Origin of the sequence: Streptomyces sp. NPDC053513, assembly GCF_044544765.1 — a bacterium.
Lineage (GTDB): Bacteria > Actinomycetota > Actinomycetes > Streptomycetales > Streptomycetaceae > Streptomyces > Streptomyces litmocidini.
The window spans coordinates 1-15,935 of sequence record NZ_JBITXP010000034.1; the positions used below are offsets into that span (position 1 = coordinate 1).

Genomic DNA, 15,935 nt, shown 5'->3' on the forward strand with positions numbered 1-15,935 from the left:
CACCCCCCGGATCATCAACAACAGGAGGGGGAAGTCATGCCGGACCCGAAGGCCGGTAGCCCCATTGCGGAGCCACGAAGAAGGTAACGGGGGGGGCAGGCGCCGGATCGCGCTGTCGTCGCCGGCTCGATAGCGAGGTCGGCCTGGACGCTCGATATCAGCGCGGCTGCCCGCGCCTGCCCTGCGGCCCCGCCGCCACGGCCCGCCGGTGGCCGGCCTTCCACACGAAGAACCCCGTCACGGTGCCGCCCGAGATGACCGGCCCGGCGGCGATCAGGGCGATCCCCCACTCACTCATACAGCCGATCCTCTCACCCGTCCCACCTGTCACGACGGCTGGATTTACGCCCTTGTGGCCGGACTTGGGGCCCCGCCACATTCGGTAGCGACATCCGTGTCGATCGCGAGGGGGACCCGTTGGCCAATCCGACCGCACCCGCACCCCGACCCATCACCCTCTGGACCGGACGCATGCTCCTGCACTGGGCGCGTCTTCTTCAGCGCACGGTCGCGTCCCGTGATCGTCGCCGGGCTCTCGTCGCCCGCCGGAACTCCTTCATGCGTGCCGCGCACGCGCGTGGTGTCGACAGGGACACGATCGCCCGCGCGATCGGGCTGAGTCCGGCCCATGTCGGCCAGGCGCTCCGCGGGGAACTCACCCCGGAGTAGCTGCGGGCACGTTGCCGGTGGTGGTCTCGTGCCTGACGGGCGGGGCCACCACCCCCGCGTCGGCGTCACTGCTCCGGCCCCGGCACGTCAGGAGCGCATGACCGACCCCCTCGAGTGCCACGAGCTGCTCCTCGGACCCGAGGCCATGGCGTACGTCCAGGCCGAGGCCGCTACCGCTCCGCCACCGCCGCCCGAGCTGGTCAACGAGCTCCGCCGGATCTTCCCCAGCCCGCCGCCCGCAGCGCCGTCATGCTCCGAAGCGTCGGCACGGGCCGCTGCCTCCACCAGCAGGACAACGGCTACTACCGCACTGTCCGCCGCGACCGAGGCGCCCAGAACCAGCGCTTCGCCATCGGCTGAACGGATCTCTCGACCGGTGCTTCGGTCCGGACGGCCTTGGAGCCCGCCCTGACCGAGAAAGCCTCCCAGCGTCACCGGTCCAGTTCGTCATTCTGCGCCCGACGCCAGAAACCGATCCGCGGCTACTACGAGAGAGGCAGCAGCCGCTTCGAGCGCGGCCAGTCCGTCCACCCGCCTGGTACCTGCGTGAGGAAGCCACCGCCCGCACCCGGCCCGTGCGCCTGAGAACAAGATCGGCCCGCGGGAACGGAGACCTCGGCGATCCGTTCCGTCGCCAGCACCACGGCGGTCAGGGCGATACCCGATCAGCGTCGCCGATCCGAACCGGTCGGCCTGACGGCGCCGAGCTCCTCTGCGTCGAGGCCGAAGAGATCCGCGCGGAGATCGACCGCCGGGACGCCGAGATCGAGTCCATCGTCTCCGCGTCGCTCAGTCGATTCGGTGAAGACCCTCGGTCGGGGAACGTCCCCCTGCGCTAGCCTCGAGGGCGTAACCGAGCAGCGAGGAGGCCGCCGTGGCGCACCTGATCTTCGACGAGGACGAGGCGCAGCAGCTGCGCGATTCCGCCCGCGAGCATGCCGCGGCCGGCGAGGGCATGCTCGCCTACGCCCTCGCGCAGCTCGCCGCCGAGGGCATCGACCTGTCCAAGGCCACCCCGTACGCCGACATCCAGGCCCGGTACGGTCTCGGCGACCAGGATGCCGACCGGACCCCGGGCGCCGCCTGATGCCGCCCAAGCACGGTCCCTGGCGGGCGCACATCGTTCTCCACGACGTCGCCGAGCGGCAGATCGAAGCGATGAGCGACGCCGACCGTGAGGTACTCGACGCCGCGATCGTCCGGCTCTCCCTCGACCACCGGGTCGGCACCCGCGTGGAGGGCAAGCTCGAGTGGGAGTACCGCGACGATCGGGTCCGGATCGTCTACATCCCCACCGTCGTCGGCACGATCATCCTCGTCGCCTACGTCGAGGTCGACTGAACTCGGACCCCTCTCGTCGACGTGCTGGTCACCATCGGCGTTGCTCGGTGACTCCTCCTGGTCATCCTCTCGTCGACCCAAGCCACGGTGCCGCGCAGGCCCTACGGTGGTGGTTCCTGGTGAGCGTGCCGACCGGTCGTCGGCCGTCCCCCGTGTGACCCGTCTCGACCGGCGGAGCACAGTCAGTTCCAGGAGCCCACGGCTACGGGGCGGGGGAGGAGTGGACGACGGTCGACTCGCAGGCGTCCGCACTCGTCGCGATCGCCCGGCACGACCGCGGTGACCAGCGCGGCGCACATCGCTGGTTCGCCACCGCGCAGCGGGCCGCCCGTGAGTCCGGGGACCGGCGGATGACCGCCTGGCTCTCCGTCCGTGATGACCCGGGCGCTCCTGGCCGTGGTCACCGCCGCGTGTCTGCGCGCGGACGGCGACCCCATGCCGGCGGCCGAGACGGCCGCCGGCGTACTCGACCGGCTCCCCGGCCCCTACCGCGACGGCCTGGTCCGCTCCCGGGTCGAGGCCCTGCACCGGCAGCTCACCGGCCCCCACCCACACGACCACCTTGGCCGGGCCCTCGCATGGCGGTGCCTCGGGTCACAGGGCCTTCGGCCCCGCATCCGTCCCGCGACATGCCGGTGCCCCTCCCCGCTCGGCGGGGACGAGGAGGGGCGCCGTGGGCGAACCGGTCCGTCCGATGCACGGACAGCGCTCAGGCAACGTGGTTGTAGGAGCGGCCCTGGTACTTGTACAGGCTCGTCGTTCGACGGCTGAAGGGGGCGGTGACACTGCCCGTCGAGCGGTAGACGTACGCGCCGTACTCGCCGCTCGTCCCGTACGCGATCAGGTCCGGGCGCCCGTCGTTGTCGAGGTCCCCGGCACCGACGAGCTGGGAGAAGGCACCCCAACCGCCGCCGATCTTCACGCGGGGGGCGAACCCGCCGCGGCCGTTGCCCTGGTAGAGCCAGAGGGTGCCGGCGGTGTCGCGGGCGACCATGTCCCCGGCGGCCGTGCCGGCGATGTTCCCCACGGCGGTGATGTGGTTGTAGATCTGCCAGCCGCCGCCGAGGCTCACCCGGGGCGCGTACGGCTTGGCGTAGTTCCCGGTGCCCTTGTAGAACCACAGGGCGCCGGCGCCGTCCGTGGCCACCAGGTCGGGGCGGCCGTCGCCGTCGAGGTCCGAACCGCCGGCGATCTTGTTGTAGATCTGCCAGCCCGTGCCGACCTTGACCCGGGGGGCGAAGGTGCCGTCGCCCTTGCCGAGGTAGAGCCACTGCACGCCGGAGCCGTCGACCGCGATCAGGTCGCCGGGGGCGGCGCCGCCGGCGTTGCCGACGGCCTCGATCTGCTTGTACACCCCCCAGCCCGAGCCGAGACGAGTGGTCTTGGCGGTCCAGATCTCGCCGTAGTACGGCCGGTCCTGCAGGTCGTCGCGCCACAGCACACCGTTGGAGTCCCGGGCGAGGACGTCGGTGGAGCCGTTGTCGTTGAAGTCGTGCGGGTTGTACGTCCGGGTGATGTCCATGAACCAGCCCTGGTGGACGGGCTCGCCCGTGCCGTCGAGGAGCGTCGCCTCGGCCTCGACGGCGTACTTGCCGTTCGGCGCGTCCACGAAGCTGATCTCATCCGGCGTCGCCTCCTCGAAGACGGCTTCCCAGTCGAAGGAGAACTCAGTGCCGCTCGTGGGTGCGGCCAGACGCTTGGCGAACTCCTTGCCGGTGGCGATGTGCGTGAGCGTCACGTCCACGTAGGCGTCGGCACGCGACAGCGTCCAGCCCAGGGTCACCCGGCCGTGGGACTTGTCGAGGTTCGCCACGCCGGGAACGTGGACCTCGTCGATCTCCAGCGGGATCACCGGCTTGCCCGGCTCCGCGACCTTGGTGACGGTCGGGGTGCCGTCCTGCCCGGCCGCGACGCGGAACAGCCCGTCGTCGGAGGCGGGATTGCCCTGCAGCAGCGCGGTGTTGTCGGCCGAGGACGCCCAGGCCGAAGCGGTGATGCCGAGGTCGCGGGTCTCGCCGCTGGTCAGGGAGACGGCCCGGACGGGCGTCCAGGGTTCGCCGTACACCAGCCAGTCGCCGACGAGCACGTAAGACCACTCGCCGTAGAGGTCGCCGAGAAGGGTCCGCCTCTGCTCGCCCGTCCTGCGGTCGACGGACGAGATGTACAGGCCGGTGCTGTCCGTCTGGTCGGGCCAGGCCACGTGCGAAGCGGAGAACACCAGGCCGGCAGAGCCGTACCAGGACGGGACGGCGGAGTAGGTCGCGGACACCGTCCCCGCCGCCACGTCGATCAGTGCCCGGCCGTAGGTCCGCTCGTCCTCCGGGCCCGTCACGTACCCGACGAGAACGGAGCCGTCGTGGACCGTCGAGCCGGCGAAGTCGGTGGCCCCCTCCGGCAGGCCCGCGATCTCGCCACTGGTCGTCGTGGTCCCTGCCTTGGTCACGACGTGAAGTTCCGACGTGCCGTCGTCCTTCCTGATCTGCGCGAGCACGCTCGTCGGGCTCACGACGGCCAGGTAAGTGCCGCTCAGCGCACCGAGGTCGATGTCAACGGCCGGCGCGGAGGGGTCGGCCATGTTCCGCAGGGTGAGCTTGCTCATCTCGTCGGTCCGGTCCGCGTCGCCGATGACGACCACGTCACTGCCGGCCACGGTGGAACCACCGTTCTCGGGTACCTTCAGCCGGGTCGACATCCCGCCGTCGAACGGCGTCCACAGCACGGTCTTCGTCCCGACCCGGTCGTAGGAGTAGCTGAGGAAGCCGGAGGTGCCCGCGCCCGCGAGGTCGGCGCCCTCGGGGAAGACGGGAAGAGCGGCGTCGGCCTGCCCGGACGGGGCCGACGTCGCCGCGAACGCGGCCGGGGCGGCCGCCGGCGCGCCGACGCCGAGGGCGGTGACCGCGAGGACGGCCGTGACGGCGGTGGCGAGACGGCTGCGGTTGGTGCGGAGTTGCAAGGTGGAGCCCCCACGAGTCTGAGTCGGCACGGAAAGGCCGTGTCCGACTCGGACTCGCGAGCAGCTCGAATGGTTGTACGGGAAGCTCGGGGGTTGGGTCAGTGCCCAGCCGGGCCGTCTTCGCCCCTCCCGCAGCGTGTGCTCGACCATGCCGTCATGGGCAGGGCGTCGATCGCCCGGTGCCCCCCTCGAAGCCCCGGGCGACGGCGGCCCCGTCGGGCCGGGAGTCGAGGATGCCGAGCCCCGCCACCTCCTTCACCCGGTCGTCGGTCCCCTCGCGGTCCCTGGCGAGTTCCAGCAGCGTGCAGCCGGTGAGCGTCGCGACCGCGAGCGCGGTCGCCAGAGCAGGGACATAGGGCGGGTCACACCTGTCCGCAGGGGCAGAGCGGACTCCATGGTGAAGGACGGGGCGGAGGAAGGGCGGGGCCACCAGGCAGGAGGGTCATCCGCGCCGGCTCCGGAGCGGGCACGGCCCAGTTTCTACCAGCAGCCATTCGACCAGGACGGTCTGACAGGTCCTGGCGGGCTGCCCCCGGAGCTTCTGCGGACGGGCCGCGGTGAGCGGATCGGCCCGGTTTCCGATTCCCCTTCGGGTGCGCGTGAAATGCGTGGCGGTCCGGGTACGCGCAGCATTGCCAGGGACTTGGAATCCCTCACGAAGGAAGTGTTCCCATGCCCAGAGGAAGCAGCTCCAAGCGCGAGCGCCAGTACGAGCACATCAAGGAGTCCGGTGAGAAGCGGGGCATGTCCGAGGGGCGTGCCAAGGAGATGGCCTCCCGCACCGTGAACAAGGAGCGGGCGCGGTCGGGCGAGAGCAAGTCGGCCGGCCGCAGCTCGACCTCGGGCAAGTCCGCCTCGCAGCGCGGCGGCGAGAGGTCCGGGGGCGGCGACTCGTCCGAGCGCACCAAGGACGACCTCTACCAGGAGGCGAAGAAGCGCGGCATCGAGGGCCGCTCCACCATGACCAAGCAGCAGCTCAAGAACGCCCTCGGCCACTGAGACACCAGCGGTACGGCGCTCGGAGAGCCGATCGCTGGTGACGAGGAGCGAGGCCTTGCCGGTTCTTTCCAGGAGGACACGATGAGCAAACCCCAGCAGCCCGAACAGCGGCGCAGCGGCAGGGGAGCGGCCACGCCGGAGGATGTCGCGGCCCTCAAGGCGCGGCAGAAGCAGGAAGGCGCGGAGAAGTCCTCCGGCCCGGCCCACGGCACCGACAAGGGCGACCGGGGCGGCGGCGAAGGGGGCGGCACCCCGCCCGACCAGAAGGGCGCGGGCGCCTGACCGAAGGGCCACGACGACAGGCACGGACGACAGGAACGGGCGGCAGGCGCGCCCGACAGGCACGGCCGCAGCCCCGCTGCCCGCTCCTCGGCGGGCGGGCGCGGGTTCTGCGGCCTGGTCGTGCGCCCGTGACGGAGGACTCCACGGTGACCCCACGCCGTGGCGCCCGTCTGTCGACGTGGAGTGCCGGATGACGAGCCGAGAGTCCTGAGGAGCGCGAGTGTCACAGATACCGGAGTCCCTGTACGCCCGTATCAGGCAGGAGGTGGCGGCCCGTGCCGACCGGTTGTGGGAGGTGAGCCTGGCGCTGCACCGCGACCCGGAGACGGCGTACGAGGAGCACCGGGCGGCCCGGCTGTTGGCGGGTGAGCTCGAACAGGAGGGCTTCGAGGTGCAACGGAGGGTGGCCGGCCTGCCGACCGCGTTCGTCGCCCGCACCGGTTCGGCCGTCAGCGCCCGGGAGGGGCCTTCCGTGGCCCTTCTGATGGAGTACGACGCTCTGCCGCTCCTCGGGCACGCGTGCGGCCACAATCTGATCGCGGCGGCGGGCCTCGGTGCCGCGCTCGCCCTGCGCGCCGCGCTCGGCGTGGTCGAGGGGACGCTGCTGGCCGTCGGGACGCCCGCGGAAGAACGCGGCGGTGGCAAGGTCGCGGAGGTGGCGGCGGGACTGTTCGAGGGAGTGGACGCGGCGCTCATGTTCCATCCGGGCGTCCACGACTGGACGTGGGCGCCGCTGACGGCCAGCGCGCAGGTACGGGTGGGGTTCCACGGCCGCGCCGCGCACCCGACCGGCAGCCCGACCGAGGGGATCGACGCGCTGGGCGCGCTGATCCAGCTCTTCAACACGCTCGGTGTCCTGAGCAGGCGGCTTCCCATGGGGTCGCACATCCAGGGCATCGTGACGGAGGGCGGCCGGGCGACGAACCTCGTCCCCGCCTACGCGGAAGGCCTCTTCGGGCTGCGCGGGGAGACCACGTCGGCCCTGGAGCAGCTGGTGGAGGAGCTGCGGTCGTGTGCGCAGGGCGTTGCTCTGGCCACCCGTACCGGAGTGGAGGTGACCGACGTGGGAGGGCGGTACGAGCACTTCCGTGACAACGAGGTGCTGTCGACCCTGTTCGCCGGGCACCTCGACCGGGCCGGCATCCGTCTGTCGGAACCCACGGCGGGCGTGTACCTGGGGTCGTCCGACATCGGAAACGTGAGCACGCGGGTGCCCGGCATCCACCCGTGGATCGCCATCCTGGGTCCGGAGGCCTCCGACCACACGCCCGAGTTCGCGGAGGCGGCGGCGGGGCCGAGAGCCCGGCGCGTGATGTCCGCCGCGGCGGAGGCGCTGGCCTGCACGGCGGCGGACGTCCTGCTGCGTCCGGACGTGCGCGAGCAGGCCTGGGCCCGTCTGCGGGCGAAGGCCGCAGCGGGGCGGTAGGGGCCCGCGTCAGGGCAGTGGCGACAGGACCTCCGCCGGGCGCCGGTGCGTCGGTGACCGGAGAGTACGGTCGATCCGATGGGGGCGCGGATCCAGGGGGCGATCCGACGGCCGCCGGTACCGAGCGTGCTGACGTCGATGACGGCCGGGAGAAGGACGAGACGACGGGCCGCACGGCCTGGACCCCGGGATCCGTCGCGCCCGTGGGCGTACGGCCCGTCGGCCCCGCCGGTCCGCGCCCCGCCCCTGCCTGTGGCCCGGCCGACCTCGCCTCAGCCGAGGAGCCACCGCTGCATCCACGCCGCAGCGGTGCGGCGGAACAGCCGCCGGTTGTCGGCACGCCGGAAGTCATGGCCCTCGCCGCGCAGCAGCAGCAGTTCCGCCACCAGCCCCCGTGCACGTGCGGCGTTGACGATCTGCTCGGATTCCCCCGGGGGGACATTGGTGTCGTGCTCCCCGTGCACCGCGAGCAGCGGGACGCGCAGCTCGTCCACGCGGCTCATGGGCGACAGCGCGCGCAGGAGGGCCCGGTCCCGTTCGGGATGACCGTATTTGTGAGCGGCCGATTCCGCGAGCCACGGCTCGGTGCCGGCGAAGAAGGTGGCGAAGTCCGACATCCCGCACACGGTGATGCCCGTGCGAAAGAGGTCCGGGTGCCACACGAGAGAGGCCAACGTGAGGTAGCCGCCGTAGGAGTGCCCCATCACGGCCAGGCGACGAGGGTCGGCGAGGCCTGACGCGACCGCGTGCATCGCACAGTCCGCGACGTCGTCGATCGCGGCGAAACGGCCCTCGCCCAGGTCGGCGTCGACGAAGGAACGGCCCCAGCCGGAGGAGCCGCGGACGTCGGGGGCGAAGACGTCCAGGCCCCGGCCGAGCAGTTCCTGGAAGAGCGGGTCGAAGACCGGGCGTTCCTGCTCCTCCGGGCCGCCGTGCAGATGCAGGACGCAGGGCGCCGGTTCACCGGGCCCCCGGCCCGGGGCCCGGTGGTACCAGCCGCCCAGGAGCAGTCCGTCGCGGGCGGTCGCGCGCAGGGGAACGGGCCGGACGGGATCCATCCCCTGCGGTACGGAGTCGCGGTCGCGCGCCGACCACGGGGTGCGGGCGGGCGGCGCGGAGGGCGTCACGGTCCACACGCCGGGACGGCGGCGGGAACCCGAAAGCGCGATCATCATCCCGCCCGGCCCCGCCGGCGTGACACGGGTGACCACCTCGTGGGCCAGTTCCACCCGGCGGGGCGGCGGGCTGGCCCACCCGTCGGTCAGGGGAATGGTCTCGAGCCGGCTCACTCCGCCGTCGTTCCAGGCCAGGGCCGCCCGCCGGCCGTTCTCCACGACAGCGAGCAGTTCGAGGTCGTACGCGTCGTGTGCGGCCACCACGGAGAGCTCCTTCTGCCCGTCGGCGCCGTCCAGGCGGAGCGCCAGCAGCGCCGCGAACTCCCGGTCGTGGTCGCTGCGCAGCCACACCGTGCGGGCGTCGGACGAGAAGCGGCCGATCCAGGGATCGCCGTCCGCCACCCGCAGGACGCACGTCGGTGTCCGGTCGGCCCGACGCATGACCACGGCCTCGCGCCTTCCCCGGGGTCCGCGGCGCAGCAGGGCCAGGCGCCCGTCCTGGCTGAGGTCGCACACGCGGAGCGTCGCCGCCTCCGTCTCGTCCGCCAGGAGTTCGGGCGCGGTCGTCCCGGCGGGATCGAGGAGATAGGCCGTGAGCCGGTCACGGGCCGGCGGCCGGTCGCCCGCCGCCGAGCCGGGACGGGGAGCGTCGAGGAGGGTGGCGTGCCCGTCGCGTTCCGTCCAGCCGGCGGGTGGGTCGGCGTCGACGAACGGGTCCCCGTCCTGCCGGAGGGGCTCGGCGACCGTCACCGCCAGGGCCGATCCGTCCGGCGCCCAGCACCCCAGATAGGCCGAGCTCCCCGGCTCCGCGCCCGCCAGGACCCTGCGGTCCGAGCCGTCGGGGCGGACGCAGAGCACCCGGGTGTGGCCGCTTCCGCCGGGGGCCGCGGTGTACGCGATCCACCTGCCGTCCGGGGACCAGGAGACCTCCGTGACGTGATCCGGGCCGGTGTCCAGGAGGTGGGCGTCGTCGGCGGCGACCGGGCCGGTCCAGAGCTGCGGTGCGCCGTCGCGGTCGCAGATGAACGCCACGTGCTCGCCCCGCGGGTCGGAGGACGGGTACCAGCAGCCGTGGGCCACCCGCGGCCGCGGGGCGTCCCGAGGGCCGGCGGCGTCGGCCAGCGGCTCCACCAGGGGAGCCGCCGGCGCGAGGGCCGCGTTCAGTTGATTCCGTGCGTCTGCAGCCATATCTCCAACAATGCCGCCTGCCACAGGGCGTTCGCCCCTCGGTTCGTGCGGTGTTCGTCGGGTGCCGCCAGCAGGGAGGCGACGTACTCGTCGCGGAACAGCCCGCGTGCCCGGGCCTCGGGCGCGGACAGGGCGTCCCGTACGCGTTCGAGGACGGGACCCGCCATGTGGCGGACGGCCGGGACCGGGAAGTAGCCCTTGGGCCGGTCCACGACGTTGCGCGGCAGCACCGTGCGCCCCGCTCGCTTGAGCACGCCCTTGCCCCCCTCCGCGAGCTTCAGATCCGGCGGGCAGGCGGCCGCGAGTTCGACCAGTTCGTGGTCGAGGAACGGCACGCGCGCTTCGAGTCCCCAGTCCATCGTCATGTTGTCGACCCGCTTGACCGGGTCGTCCACGAGCATGACGTGGGTGTCGAGGCGGAGTGCCGCGTCCAGCGCGGTCTCGGCCCCCGGCGCGGCCATGTGCGCGTGGACGTACTCCGCGGACACGTCGTGGTCGGGCAGCATGTGCGGTTGCAGGATCTTCGCGAGATCGGCGTGCGAGCGGTCGAAGTAGACCTCCTCGTAACGGCGGGGCTCCTGGTCCCGCTCGACGGACGCCAGGTCGGGGTACCAGCCGTATCCGGCGAAGACCTCGTCCGCCCCCTGGCCGCTCTGGACGACGCTGACCTCCTTGGAGACCAGCTCCGACAACAGGTGGAAGGCGACGGTGTCGTGACTCACCATCGGTTCGCTCATGGCGGCGATGGCGTCGCCCAGGGCGGTGGCGACCCGGTCCGAGGGCACCATCAGCTGGTGGTGGTCGGTCCCGAAGTGCCGTGCGACCTGGTCGGAGTAGACGAACTCGTCGCCCTCCTCACCCGCCTCCGACTCGAAGCCCACGCTGAACGTCGCCAGGTCCTTCTGCCCCTCCTCCGCCAGCAGGGCGACGATGAGGCTGGAGTCGAGGCCGCCCGAGAGCAGGACGCCGACGGGCACGTCGCCCACCATCCGTCGCCGCACCGCCGTGCGGAGCGCGTCGAGGACGGCGTCCCTCCAGTCGTCCGGCCCCATCCCCGCGAACGCGCTGCGGCGCGTGTAGGAAGGCTGCCAGTAGCAGTGGTCGCGATGGGTGCCGTCCGGCTGCACCACGCGTACGGTGGCCGGCGGAAGCTTGCGCACGCCGGCCAGGACGGTACGGGGCGGAGCCACGGTCGCGTGCCAGCTCATGTACTGGTGCACCGCCACCGGGTCGAGGGCCGTGTCCACCCCGCCGCCCGCGAGGAGCGCGGGGAGCGTCGAGGCGAAGCGCAGCCGGCCGGGCAGTTCGGCCAGGTAGAGGGGCTTGATGCCCAACCGGTCGCGGGCGAGCACGAGCCGCCCCGTCTCGTGCTCCACCAGCGCCACGGCGAACATGCCCACGAGGTGCTGGACGAAGTCGCATCCCCACTGGCGGTAGGCCTTGATCACCACTTCGGTGTCGGAAGTGGTGTCGAAGTGGTGGCCGAACCCCCGCAGTTCCTCGCGGAGCTGCCGGTAGTTGTAGACGCAGCCGTTGAAGACACAGGTCAGCGCTGCCTCGCTGTCGGTCATCGGCTGGGCGCCCCGCTCGGACAGGTCGATGATCTTCAGACGGCGGTGCCCGAGGGCGACCGCCCCCTGTGACCACACGCCCCGGCCGTCGGGGCCGCGGGCCGCCATCCGGTCGGTCATGCGCTCGACGGCGGCCACGTCCGCCGGTCTCTTGTCGAAGCGGATCTCACCGCTCAATCCACACATGCACAATCTCCTTGACGATCGGACACAGGTACGAAGTTCGTCATGCTCGGGCGGCCTTACGCCGGCACGCCCCACGCCCGGAAGCGGGGCGTCGTGAGAGCGGCGTCCGCCCGCCTGCGTCCGCTCCGGTTCTCACCGCGAGTCTCGGCCAGGAGCAGGTCCACGGCCGCGAGCAGGTCGGCCCCGGCCGCCGCGCGGCGGAGGCGGTGGGCGGCGCTGCCGCGGGCCAGTGCCTCCTCGGCCAGGCTCCGGGCGGTCTCCCAGTCCCCGTACGCCTCCAGCGTCGGACGCAGGTGGCGGAGCATGGCGCGTACGACCTCCGGCGCCGGCGCCGGCCTGCGGGTGACCGGGTCGACCAGGTCCCCCTCGAGGCCGGAGCGGGCTGCCCGCCACGTCGCCGCCCGCAACCACTCGTGTCTGTCGGCGCAGCGCTCGCCGCCCGCGGCTTCGACGCGCGCGCAGGCGTCGACGACGAGCGCCCGGAAGAGGACCGCGACCAGCACCACCGTCTCGACGCGGGGACAGGCGTCGCAGACGCGCAGTTCGAGCGTCGACAGGTGCGCGGAGGGGCGGACGTCGTAATAGATCATCCCCGCGTCGCTGATGACGCCGGAGCCGATCAGCTCGTCGACGGCCGCGTCGTAGTCCGCGGCGCCGGTGAAGCATCCGGCGGGGCCCGAGGTGGGCCAGCGCTGCCAGATCATGCTGCGCCAGCTCGCGTAGCCCGTGTCGGTCCCGAGCCAGTAGGGCGAACTCGCGGACAACGCCAGGAGGGGCGGAACCCAGGGGTTCAGCACGCAGAGCGCCCGGACCGCGGTGTCCCTGTCGGGGACGTCGACGTGCACCTGGGCGCCGCAGATCAGCTGCTCGTCGGCAACCCGGCGGTAGTCCTCCGCCATGGCGAGGTAGCGGGGGGAGTCCGTCGCCCGTACGGCGCCGAGGCGGGCGATCGGGGGCGTCCCCGCCGCCAGGACCGCGAGGCCCTGGGAGGAGGCGGCCGCGTCCAGGAGCCGTCGCGACGCGGAGAGGTCCGCGTACAGCCCGTCGGGGGAGGCGTGCACCCCGCTGTTCGACTCGACGACCGATCGGGGCAGCTCCCGCGTGAACTCGTCCCCGTGCCGGGAAAGCCGTCTGAGGACGGCGTCCGCCCGAGGGGTGAGTGCGCCGCTCTCGGCGTCGATCACATGGAATTCCTCTTCGACGCCCATTCGGACGACCACGGTGACTCCTGGAAAGCTCGACGATTCTCGGACCGGTCGCAATCTGGCTGACGACTCTGCTGGTGCGGGTTCCCCGACGGTCGCGATCTAAGCAAAATCGCTCTCATGATAAGTCAGCCGCTCATTCGAGCATCTCTATCCATGGTGCGGCGTCGGGGGCGGCCCGGCCACTCCGCCCGGTCTCGACGGCCGCGTGACGGGCCGACGGGCCCGGCCCTCGGACACCCGGGTCGGCAGGAGGCCGGGGATCGCGTGGCGACGTCCGGGGGCAAGGCCGAGAATGAGAGTCGGACGGGTTCGCTACGGAACCCCGTGGAGCAGTGGGAGGAGCGACGTTCCCTGCAGGAGCTCTTGGAGCGGCACCGGTGTCCGGCCACGACGGCGGGGTGGACGCCGGCCGGTGCGGCGCCGAAGGAGCGGGAACGTCCCTCTTCGCCGCGCCACAGGGACACAGGTGATCACGCATGTGTCGATGGCTCGCGTATTCGGGAACACCAGTGCTGCTCGACACCATCCTGTACAGACCGACGCATTCCCTGATCGATCAGAGCCGGTTCGCCAGACTCGGCCTCGAGACCACGAACGGCGACGGGTTCGGCGTCGGCTGGTACACGAACGAAAGCAGCACCCCGGCGCTCCTGAGGGACGTCGGCCCCGCCTGGAACAACCGGAACCTGCGGGAACTGGCGGACCACGTCCGGTCCCCGCTCTTCTTCGCCCACATCCGGGCGTCGACCGGGACGGCCGTGCAGCAGTCGAACTGCCACCCCTTCCGGTACGGCCGCTGGATGTTCATGCACAACGGCGCCATCACCGGCTTCCACCTCATGCGCCGCGACCTCATCCTGCTGATAGACCCCTCCCTCTTCGCCCATCTCGAAGGCACGACGGACTCCGAGGTGATGTTCTACCTGGCCCTCACCTATGGCCTGGACCGGGACCCGCCCGCCGCCGTGGCGCGCATGGCGGGGGAGGTGGAACGGGTCGGCCGTGAGCACGGGGTGGAGTTCCCCCTCCAGATGACGCTCGCCATCACCGAGGGGGAACAGCTCTGGGCCTTCCGCTACTCCACCGAACGGGCGTCACGCTCGCTGTTCTACGGCAGCCGGGTGGAGGACTTGCGAGGGCTGCACCCCGACGTCTCCTTCCTGCGGGACATCTCCCCGGAGACGCGCCTCATCGTGTCCGAGCCCCTCGACAACCTGCCCGGCGCGTGGAACGAGGTACCGGAAAGCAGCTACAGATTCGTCCGACCAGGCTCCGACGAACTGCATCCCTTCGCCCCCGCGCCCGCGTAAGGCTGAACCGCGCACGCGGACGGTCCCTACGGCCGCCGGTCCGGTCCGGGCCCCAGGCCCGCGGCCATCCTCACGACCACGCAGAACCCAGAGCCGCGCCCTGGGGTCCTCACCCCCCGGAAGGCGCGAACGGCAGCCCTGGTCCGCGGTGAGGGTCGTCGCGTCCGGGCTCGGGATCGACAGGGCCGAGACGCCGCGCAGGTGAGTGCGGCAGGACCAGATCGTCCCCTGATCCACCTCTTACCCGCGGTGTGACGGCCTCCTTCTCCCGGAGGGGTCGTTCCGTCGGCCTGGCAGAGGAGGCTCTTTGTCCTGGGAGTGGAAGAAGTCTTGTCTGTTTCCTGCTCAAGTAGTTCCCAGGTCGGCGGAGCACTGCTACGTTCCTCTCGAAAGCCCGACGGATCAGCCGCCGCAGACAGGTATTCGGGCCCCCAGCCGGAGGCGGGGGAGGGGAGGGATTCGTGAGACGGATGACTGCTCGACCCGCGAACGTGCACCAAGCGCGGCTGCTGCGCCTGTTGCGCGACGGGGGGCCCAACTCCCGTGCGCAGCTGGGAGATCTGGTGGACCTGTCCCGTTCCAAGCTGGCGGTCGAGGTGGACCGGCTGCTGGAGACGGGGCTGGTGGTCGCGGACGGGCTCGCCGCCTCACGCGGCGGACGACGCTCGCACAACCTCCGCCTCGCCCCGGCGCTGCGCTTCCTCGGGGTCGACATCGGGGCCACCTCGATCGACGTCGCCGTCACCAACGCCGAGCTGGAGGTCCTGGGACACCTGAACCAGCCCGTGGACGTCCGCGAAGGGCCCGTCGCCGTCTTCGAGCGGGTGCTGGCCATGGCGGACAAGCTGAAGGCATCGGGGGTCGCGGAGGGTTTCGACGGCGCGGGCATCGGCGTGCCCGGTCCCGTCCGCTTCCCCGAGGGCGTGCCCGTCGCACCGCCGATCATGCCCGGCTGGGACGGCTTCCCCGTCCGCGAGGCCCTCAGCCAGGACCTCGGCTGTCCGGTGATGGTCGACAACGACGTGAATCTCATGGCGATGGGGGAGCAGCACGCGGGCGTCGCCCGCTCCGTCGGCGATTACCTCTGCGTCAAGATCGGTACCGGCATCGGCTGCGGCATCGTGATCGGCGGCCAGGTCTACCGCGGTACGACGGGCAGCGCCGGCGACATCGGACACATCCAGGTCCAGCCGGACGGACGGGCCTGCGCCTGCGGCAACCTGGGCTGTCTGGAAGCGCACTTCAGCGGTGCGGCGCTGGCCCGCGACGCGGAGGACGCGGCGCGCTCGGGCCGGTCGGCGCAGCTCGCCGCTCGGCTGGAGGCAGCCGGGGAGCTGACGGCCGCGGACGTCTCGGCGGCCGCGGCGGCGGGCGACACCGTGGCCCTGGAGCTGATCCGCGAGGGCGGACAGCGGCTGGGCCAGGTCATCGCCGGGCTCGTCAGCTTCTTCAACCCGGGGCTCGTCGTCATCGGCGGCGGCGTCACCGGGCTCGGCCACACCCTGCTGGCCAGCGTCCGCACCCAGGTCTACCGCCAGTCGCTGCCGCTCGCGACCGGCAACCTCCCCATCGTGCTGGGCGAGTTGGGCCCCACCGCCGGAGTGATCGGCGCGGCCCGCCTCATCAGCGATCACGTCTTCTCACCGGCCTGACCCCGCCGGGCCCCGCCCGGCCCCACCACTCCTTC

At 72.1% G+C, this 15,935-nt stretch carries 12 protein-coding genes; 7 read left to right on the forward strand and 5 right to left on the reverse strand.

Going from position 1 to position 15,935, the window contains the following annotated elements; genetic code table 11:
• Positions 1 to 157: 157 nt before the first annotated feature.
• Entirely contained in the window at positions 158 to 298 is a 141-nt protein-coding gene (locus ACIGW4_RS34495; RefSeq protein WP_399585371.1) for a hypothetical protein, read from the reverse strand.
• Positions 299 to 1,543: 1,245 nt separating this feature from the next.
• Here ACIGW4_RS34495 and ACIGW4_RS34500 point away from each other — a divergent pair.
• Both ACIGW4_RS34500 and ACIGW4_RS34505 read left to right on the forward strand, forming a co-directional pair.
• Positions 1,544 to 1,756, forward strand: a complete 213-nt coding sequence (locus tag ACIGW4_RS34500; protein ID WP_399585373.1) for a hypothetical protein — start codon at positions 1,544 to 1,546, stop codon at positions 1,754 to 1,756.
• Positions 1,756 to 2,010 carry a hypothetical protein gene (locus tag ACIGW4_RS34505; RefSeq protein WP_123459372.1) on the forward strand — a complete coding sequence of 85 codons (255 nt, stop codon included), beginning with the start codon at positions 1,756 to 1,758 and terminating at the stop codon, positions 2,008 to 2,010. Before ACIGW4_RS34500 ends, ACIGW4_RS34505 begins: the two co-directional genes overlap by 1 nt.
• A 709-nt stretch (positions 2,011 to 2,719) precedes the next feature.
• Here ACIGW4_RS34505 and ACIGW4_RS34510 read toward each other — a convergent pair.
• Complete coding sequence (locus ACIGW4_RS34510) at positions 2,720 to 4,963, reverse strand: FG-GAP repeat domain-containing protein (protein ID WP_399585377.1); 2,244 nt, start codon at positions 4,961 to 4,963, stop codon at positions 2,720 to 2,722.
• Positions 4,964 to 5,635: 672 nt separating this feature from the next.
• On the opposite strand from ACIGW4_RS34510, the gene ACIGW4_RS34515 reads away from it, so the two are divergent.
• From ACIGW4_RS34515 to ACIGW4_RS34525, 3 genes are all read left to right on the forward strand, one after another.
• Entirely contained in the window at positions 5,636 to 5,962 is a 327-nt protein-coding gene (locus tag ACIGW4_RS34515; RefSeq protein WP_399585380.1) for a plasmid stabilization protein, read from the forward strand.
• Positions 5,963 to 6,043: 81 nt separating this feature from the next.
• The gene (locus ACIGW4_RS34520; protein WP_123459378.1) at positions 6,044 to 6,244 is read left to right on the forward strand and encodes a hypothetical protein; all 201 of its coding nucleotides are present in this window, start codon (positions 6,044 to 6,046) and stop codon (positions 6,242 to 6,244) included.
• 220 nt (positions 6,245 to 6,464) lie between these two features.
• Positions 6,465 to 7,670: an amidohydrolase gene (locus ACIGW4_RS34525; protein WP_399585382.1), complete on the forward strand. Its 1,206-nt coding sequence runs from the start codon at positions 6,465 to 6,467 to the stop codon at positions 7,668 to 7,670.
• Positions 7,671 to 7,942: 272 nt separating this feature from the next.
• Here ACIGW4_RS34525 and ACIGW4_RS34530 read toward each other — a convergent pair whose 3' ends face one another.
• Genes ACIGW4_RS34530 through ACIGW4_RS34540 form a run of 3 tightly spaced genes read right to left on the reverse strand, consistent with a single transcriptional unit; the run spans position 7,943 to position 12,950 of the window.
• On the reverse strand, positions 7,943 to 9,973 hold the full coding sequence (locus ACIGW4_RS34530) for an alpha/beta fold hydrolase (RefSeq protein WP_399585385.1): 2,031 nt from the start codon (positions 9,971 to 9,973) through the stop codon (positions 7,943 to 7,945).
• A complete protein-coding gene (locus ACIGW4_RS34535; protein WP_123459381.1) occupies positions 9,946 to 11,730 on the reverse strand; it encodes an N-acetylglutaminylglutamine amidotransferase in 1,785 nt (594 codons plus the stop codon). The genes ACIGW4_RS34530 and ACIGW4_RS34535 overlap by 28 nt, the downstream gene beginning before the upstream one ends.
• A gap of 56 nt (positions 11,731 to 11,786) precedes the next feature.
• Positions 11,787 to 12,950 (reverse strand): glutamate--cysteine ligase, encoded by a 1,164-nt coding sequence (locus tag ACIGW4_RS34540; protein ID WP_260174877.1) that lies wholly within the window; start codon positions 12,948 to 12,950, stop codon positions 11,787 to 11,789.
• A 464-nt stretch (positions 12,951 to 13,414) separates the two neighbouring features.
• Here ACIGW4_RS34540 and ACIGW4_RS34545 point away from each other — a divergent pair, with 464 nt between their 5' ends.
• Both ACIGW4_RS34545 and ACIGW4_RS34550 read left to right on the forward strand, forming a co-directional pair.
• Positions 13,415 to 14,248 (forward strand): class II glutamine amidotransferase, encoded by an 834-nt coding sequence (locus ACIGW4_RS34545; protein WP_399585389.1) that lies wholly within the window; start codon positions 13,415 to 13,417, stop codon positions 14,246 to 14,248.
• 470 nt (positions 14,249 to 14,718) lie between these two features.
• Positions 14,719 to 15,900: an ROK family transcriptional regulator gene (locus ACIGW4_RS34550; RefSeq protein ID WP_123459384.1), complete on the forward strand. Its 1,182-nt coding sequence runs from the start codon at positions 14,719 to 14,721 to the stop codon at positions 15,898 to 15,900.
• Positions 15,901 to 15,935: the final 35 nt, after the last annotated feature.

Coding starts and splice junctions, on each gene's coding strand:
- ACIGW4_RS34495 (WP_399585371.1), bottom strand. CDS start 298: ATGAGTGAGTGGGGGATCGCCCTGATCGCCGCCGGGCCGGTCATCTCG.
- ACIGW4_RS34505 (WP_123459372.1), top strand. CDS start 1,756: ATGCCGCCCAAGCACGGTCCCTGGCGGGCGCACATCGTTCTCCACGAC.
- ACIGW4_RS34530 (WP_399585385.1), bottom strand. CDS start 9,973: ATGGCTGCAGACGCACGGAATCAACTGAACGCGGCCCTCGCGCCGGCG.
- ACIGW4_RS34535 (WP_123459381.1), bottom strand. CDS start 11,730: ATGTGTGGATTGAGCGGTGAGATCCGCTTCGACAAGAGACCGGCGGAC.
- ACIGW4_RS34520 (WP_123459378.1), top strand. CDS start 6,044: ATGAGCAAACCCCAGCAGCCCGAACAGCGGCGCAGCGGCAGGGGAGCG.
- ACIGW4_RS34550 (WP_123459384.1), top strand. CDS start 14,719: ATGACTGCTCGACCCGCGAACGTGCACCAAGCGCGGCTGCTGCGCCTG.
- ACIGW4_RS34515 (WP_399585380.1), top strand. CDS start 5,636: ATGCCCAGAGGAAGCAGCTCCAAGCGCGAGCGCCAGTACGAGCACATC.
- ACIGW4_RS34545 (WP_399585389.1), top strand. CDS start 13,415: ATGTGTCGATGGCTCGCGTATTCGGGAACACCAGTGCTGCTCGACACC.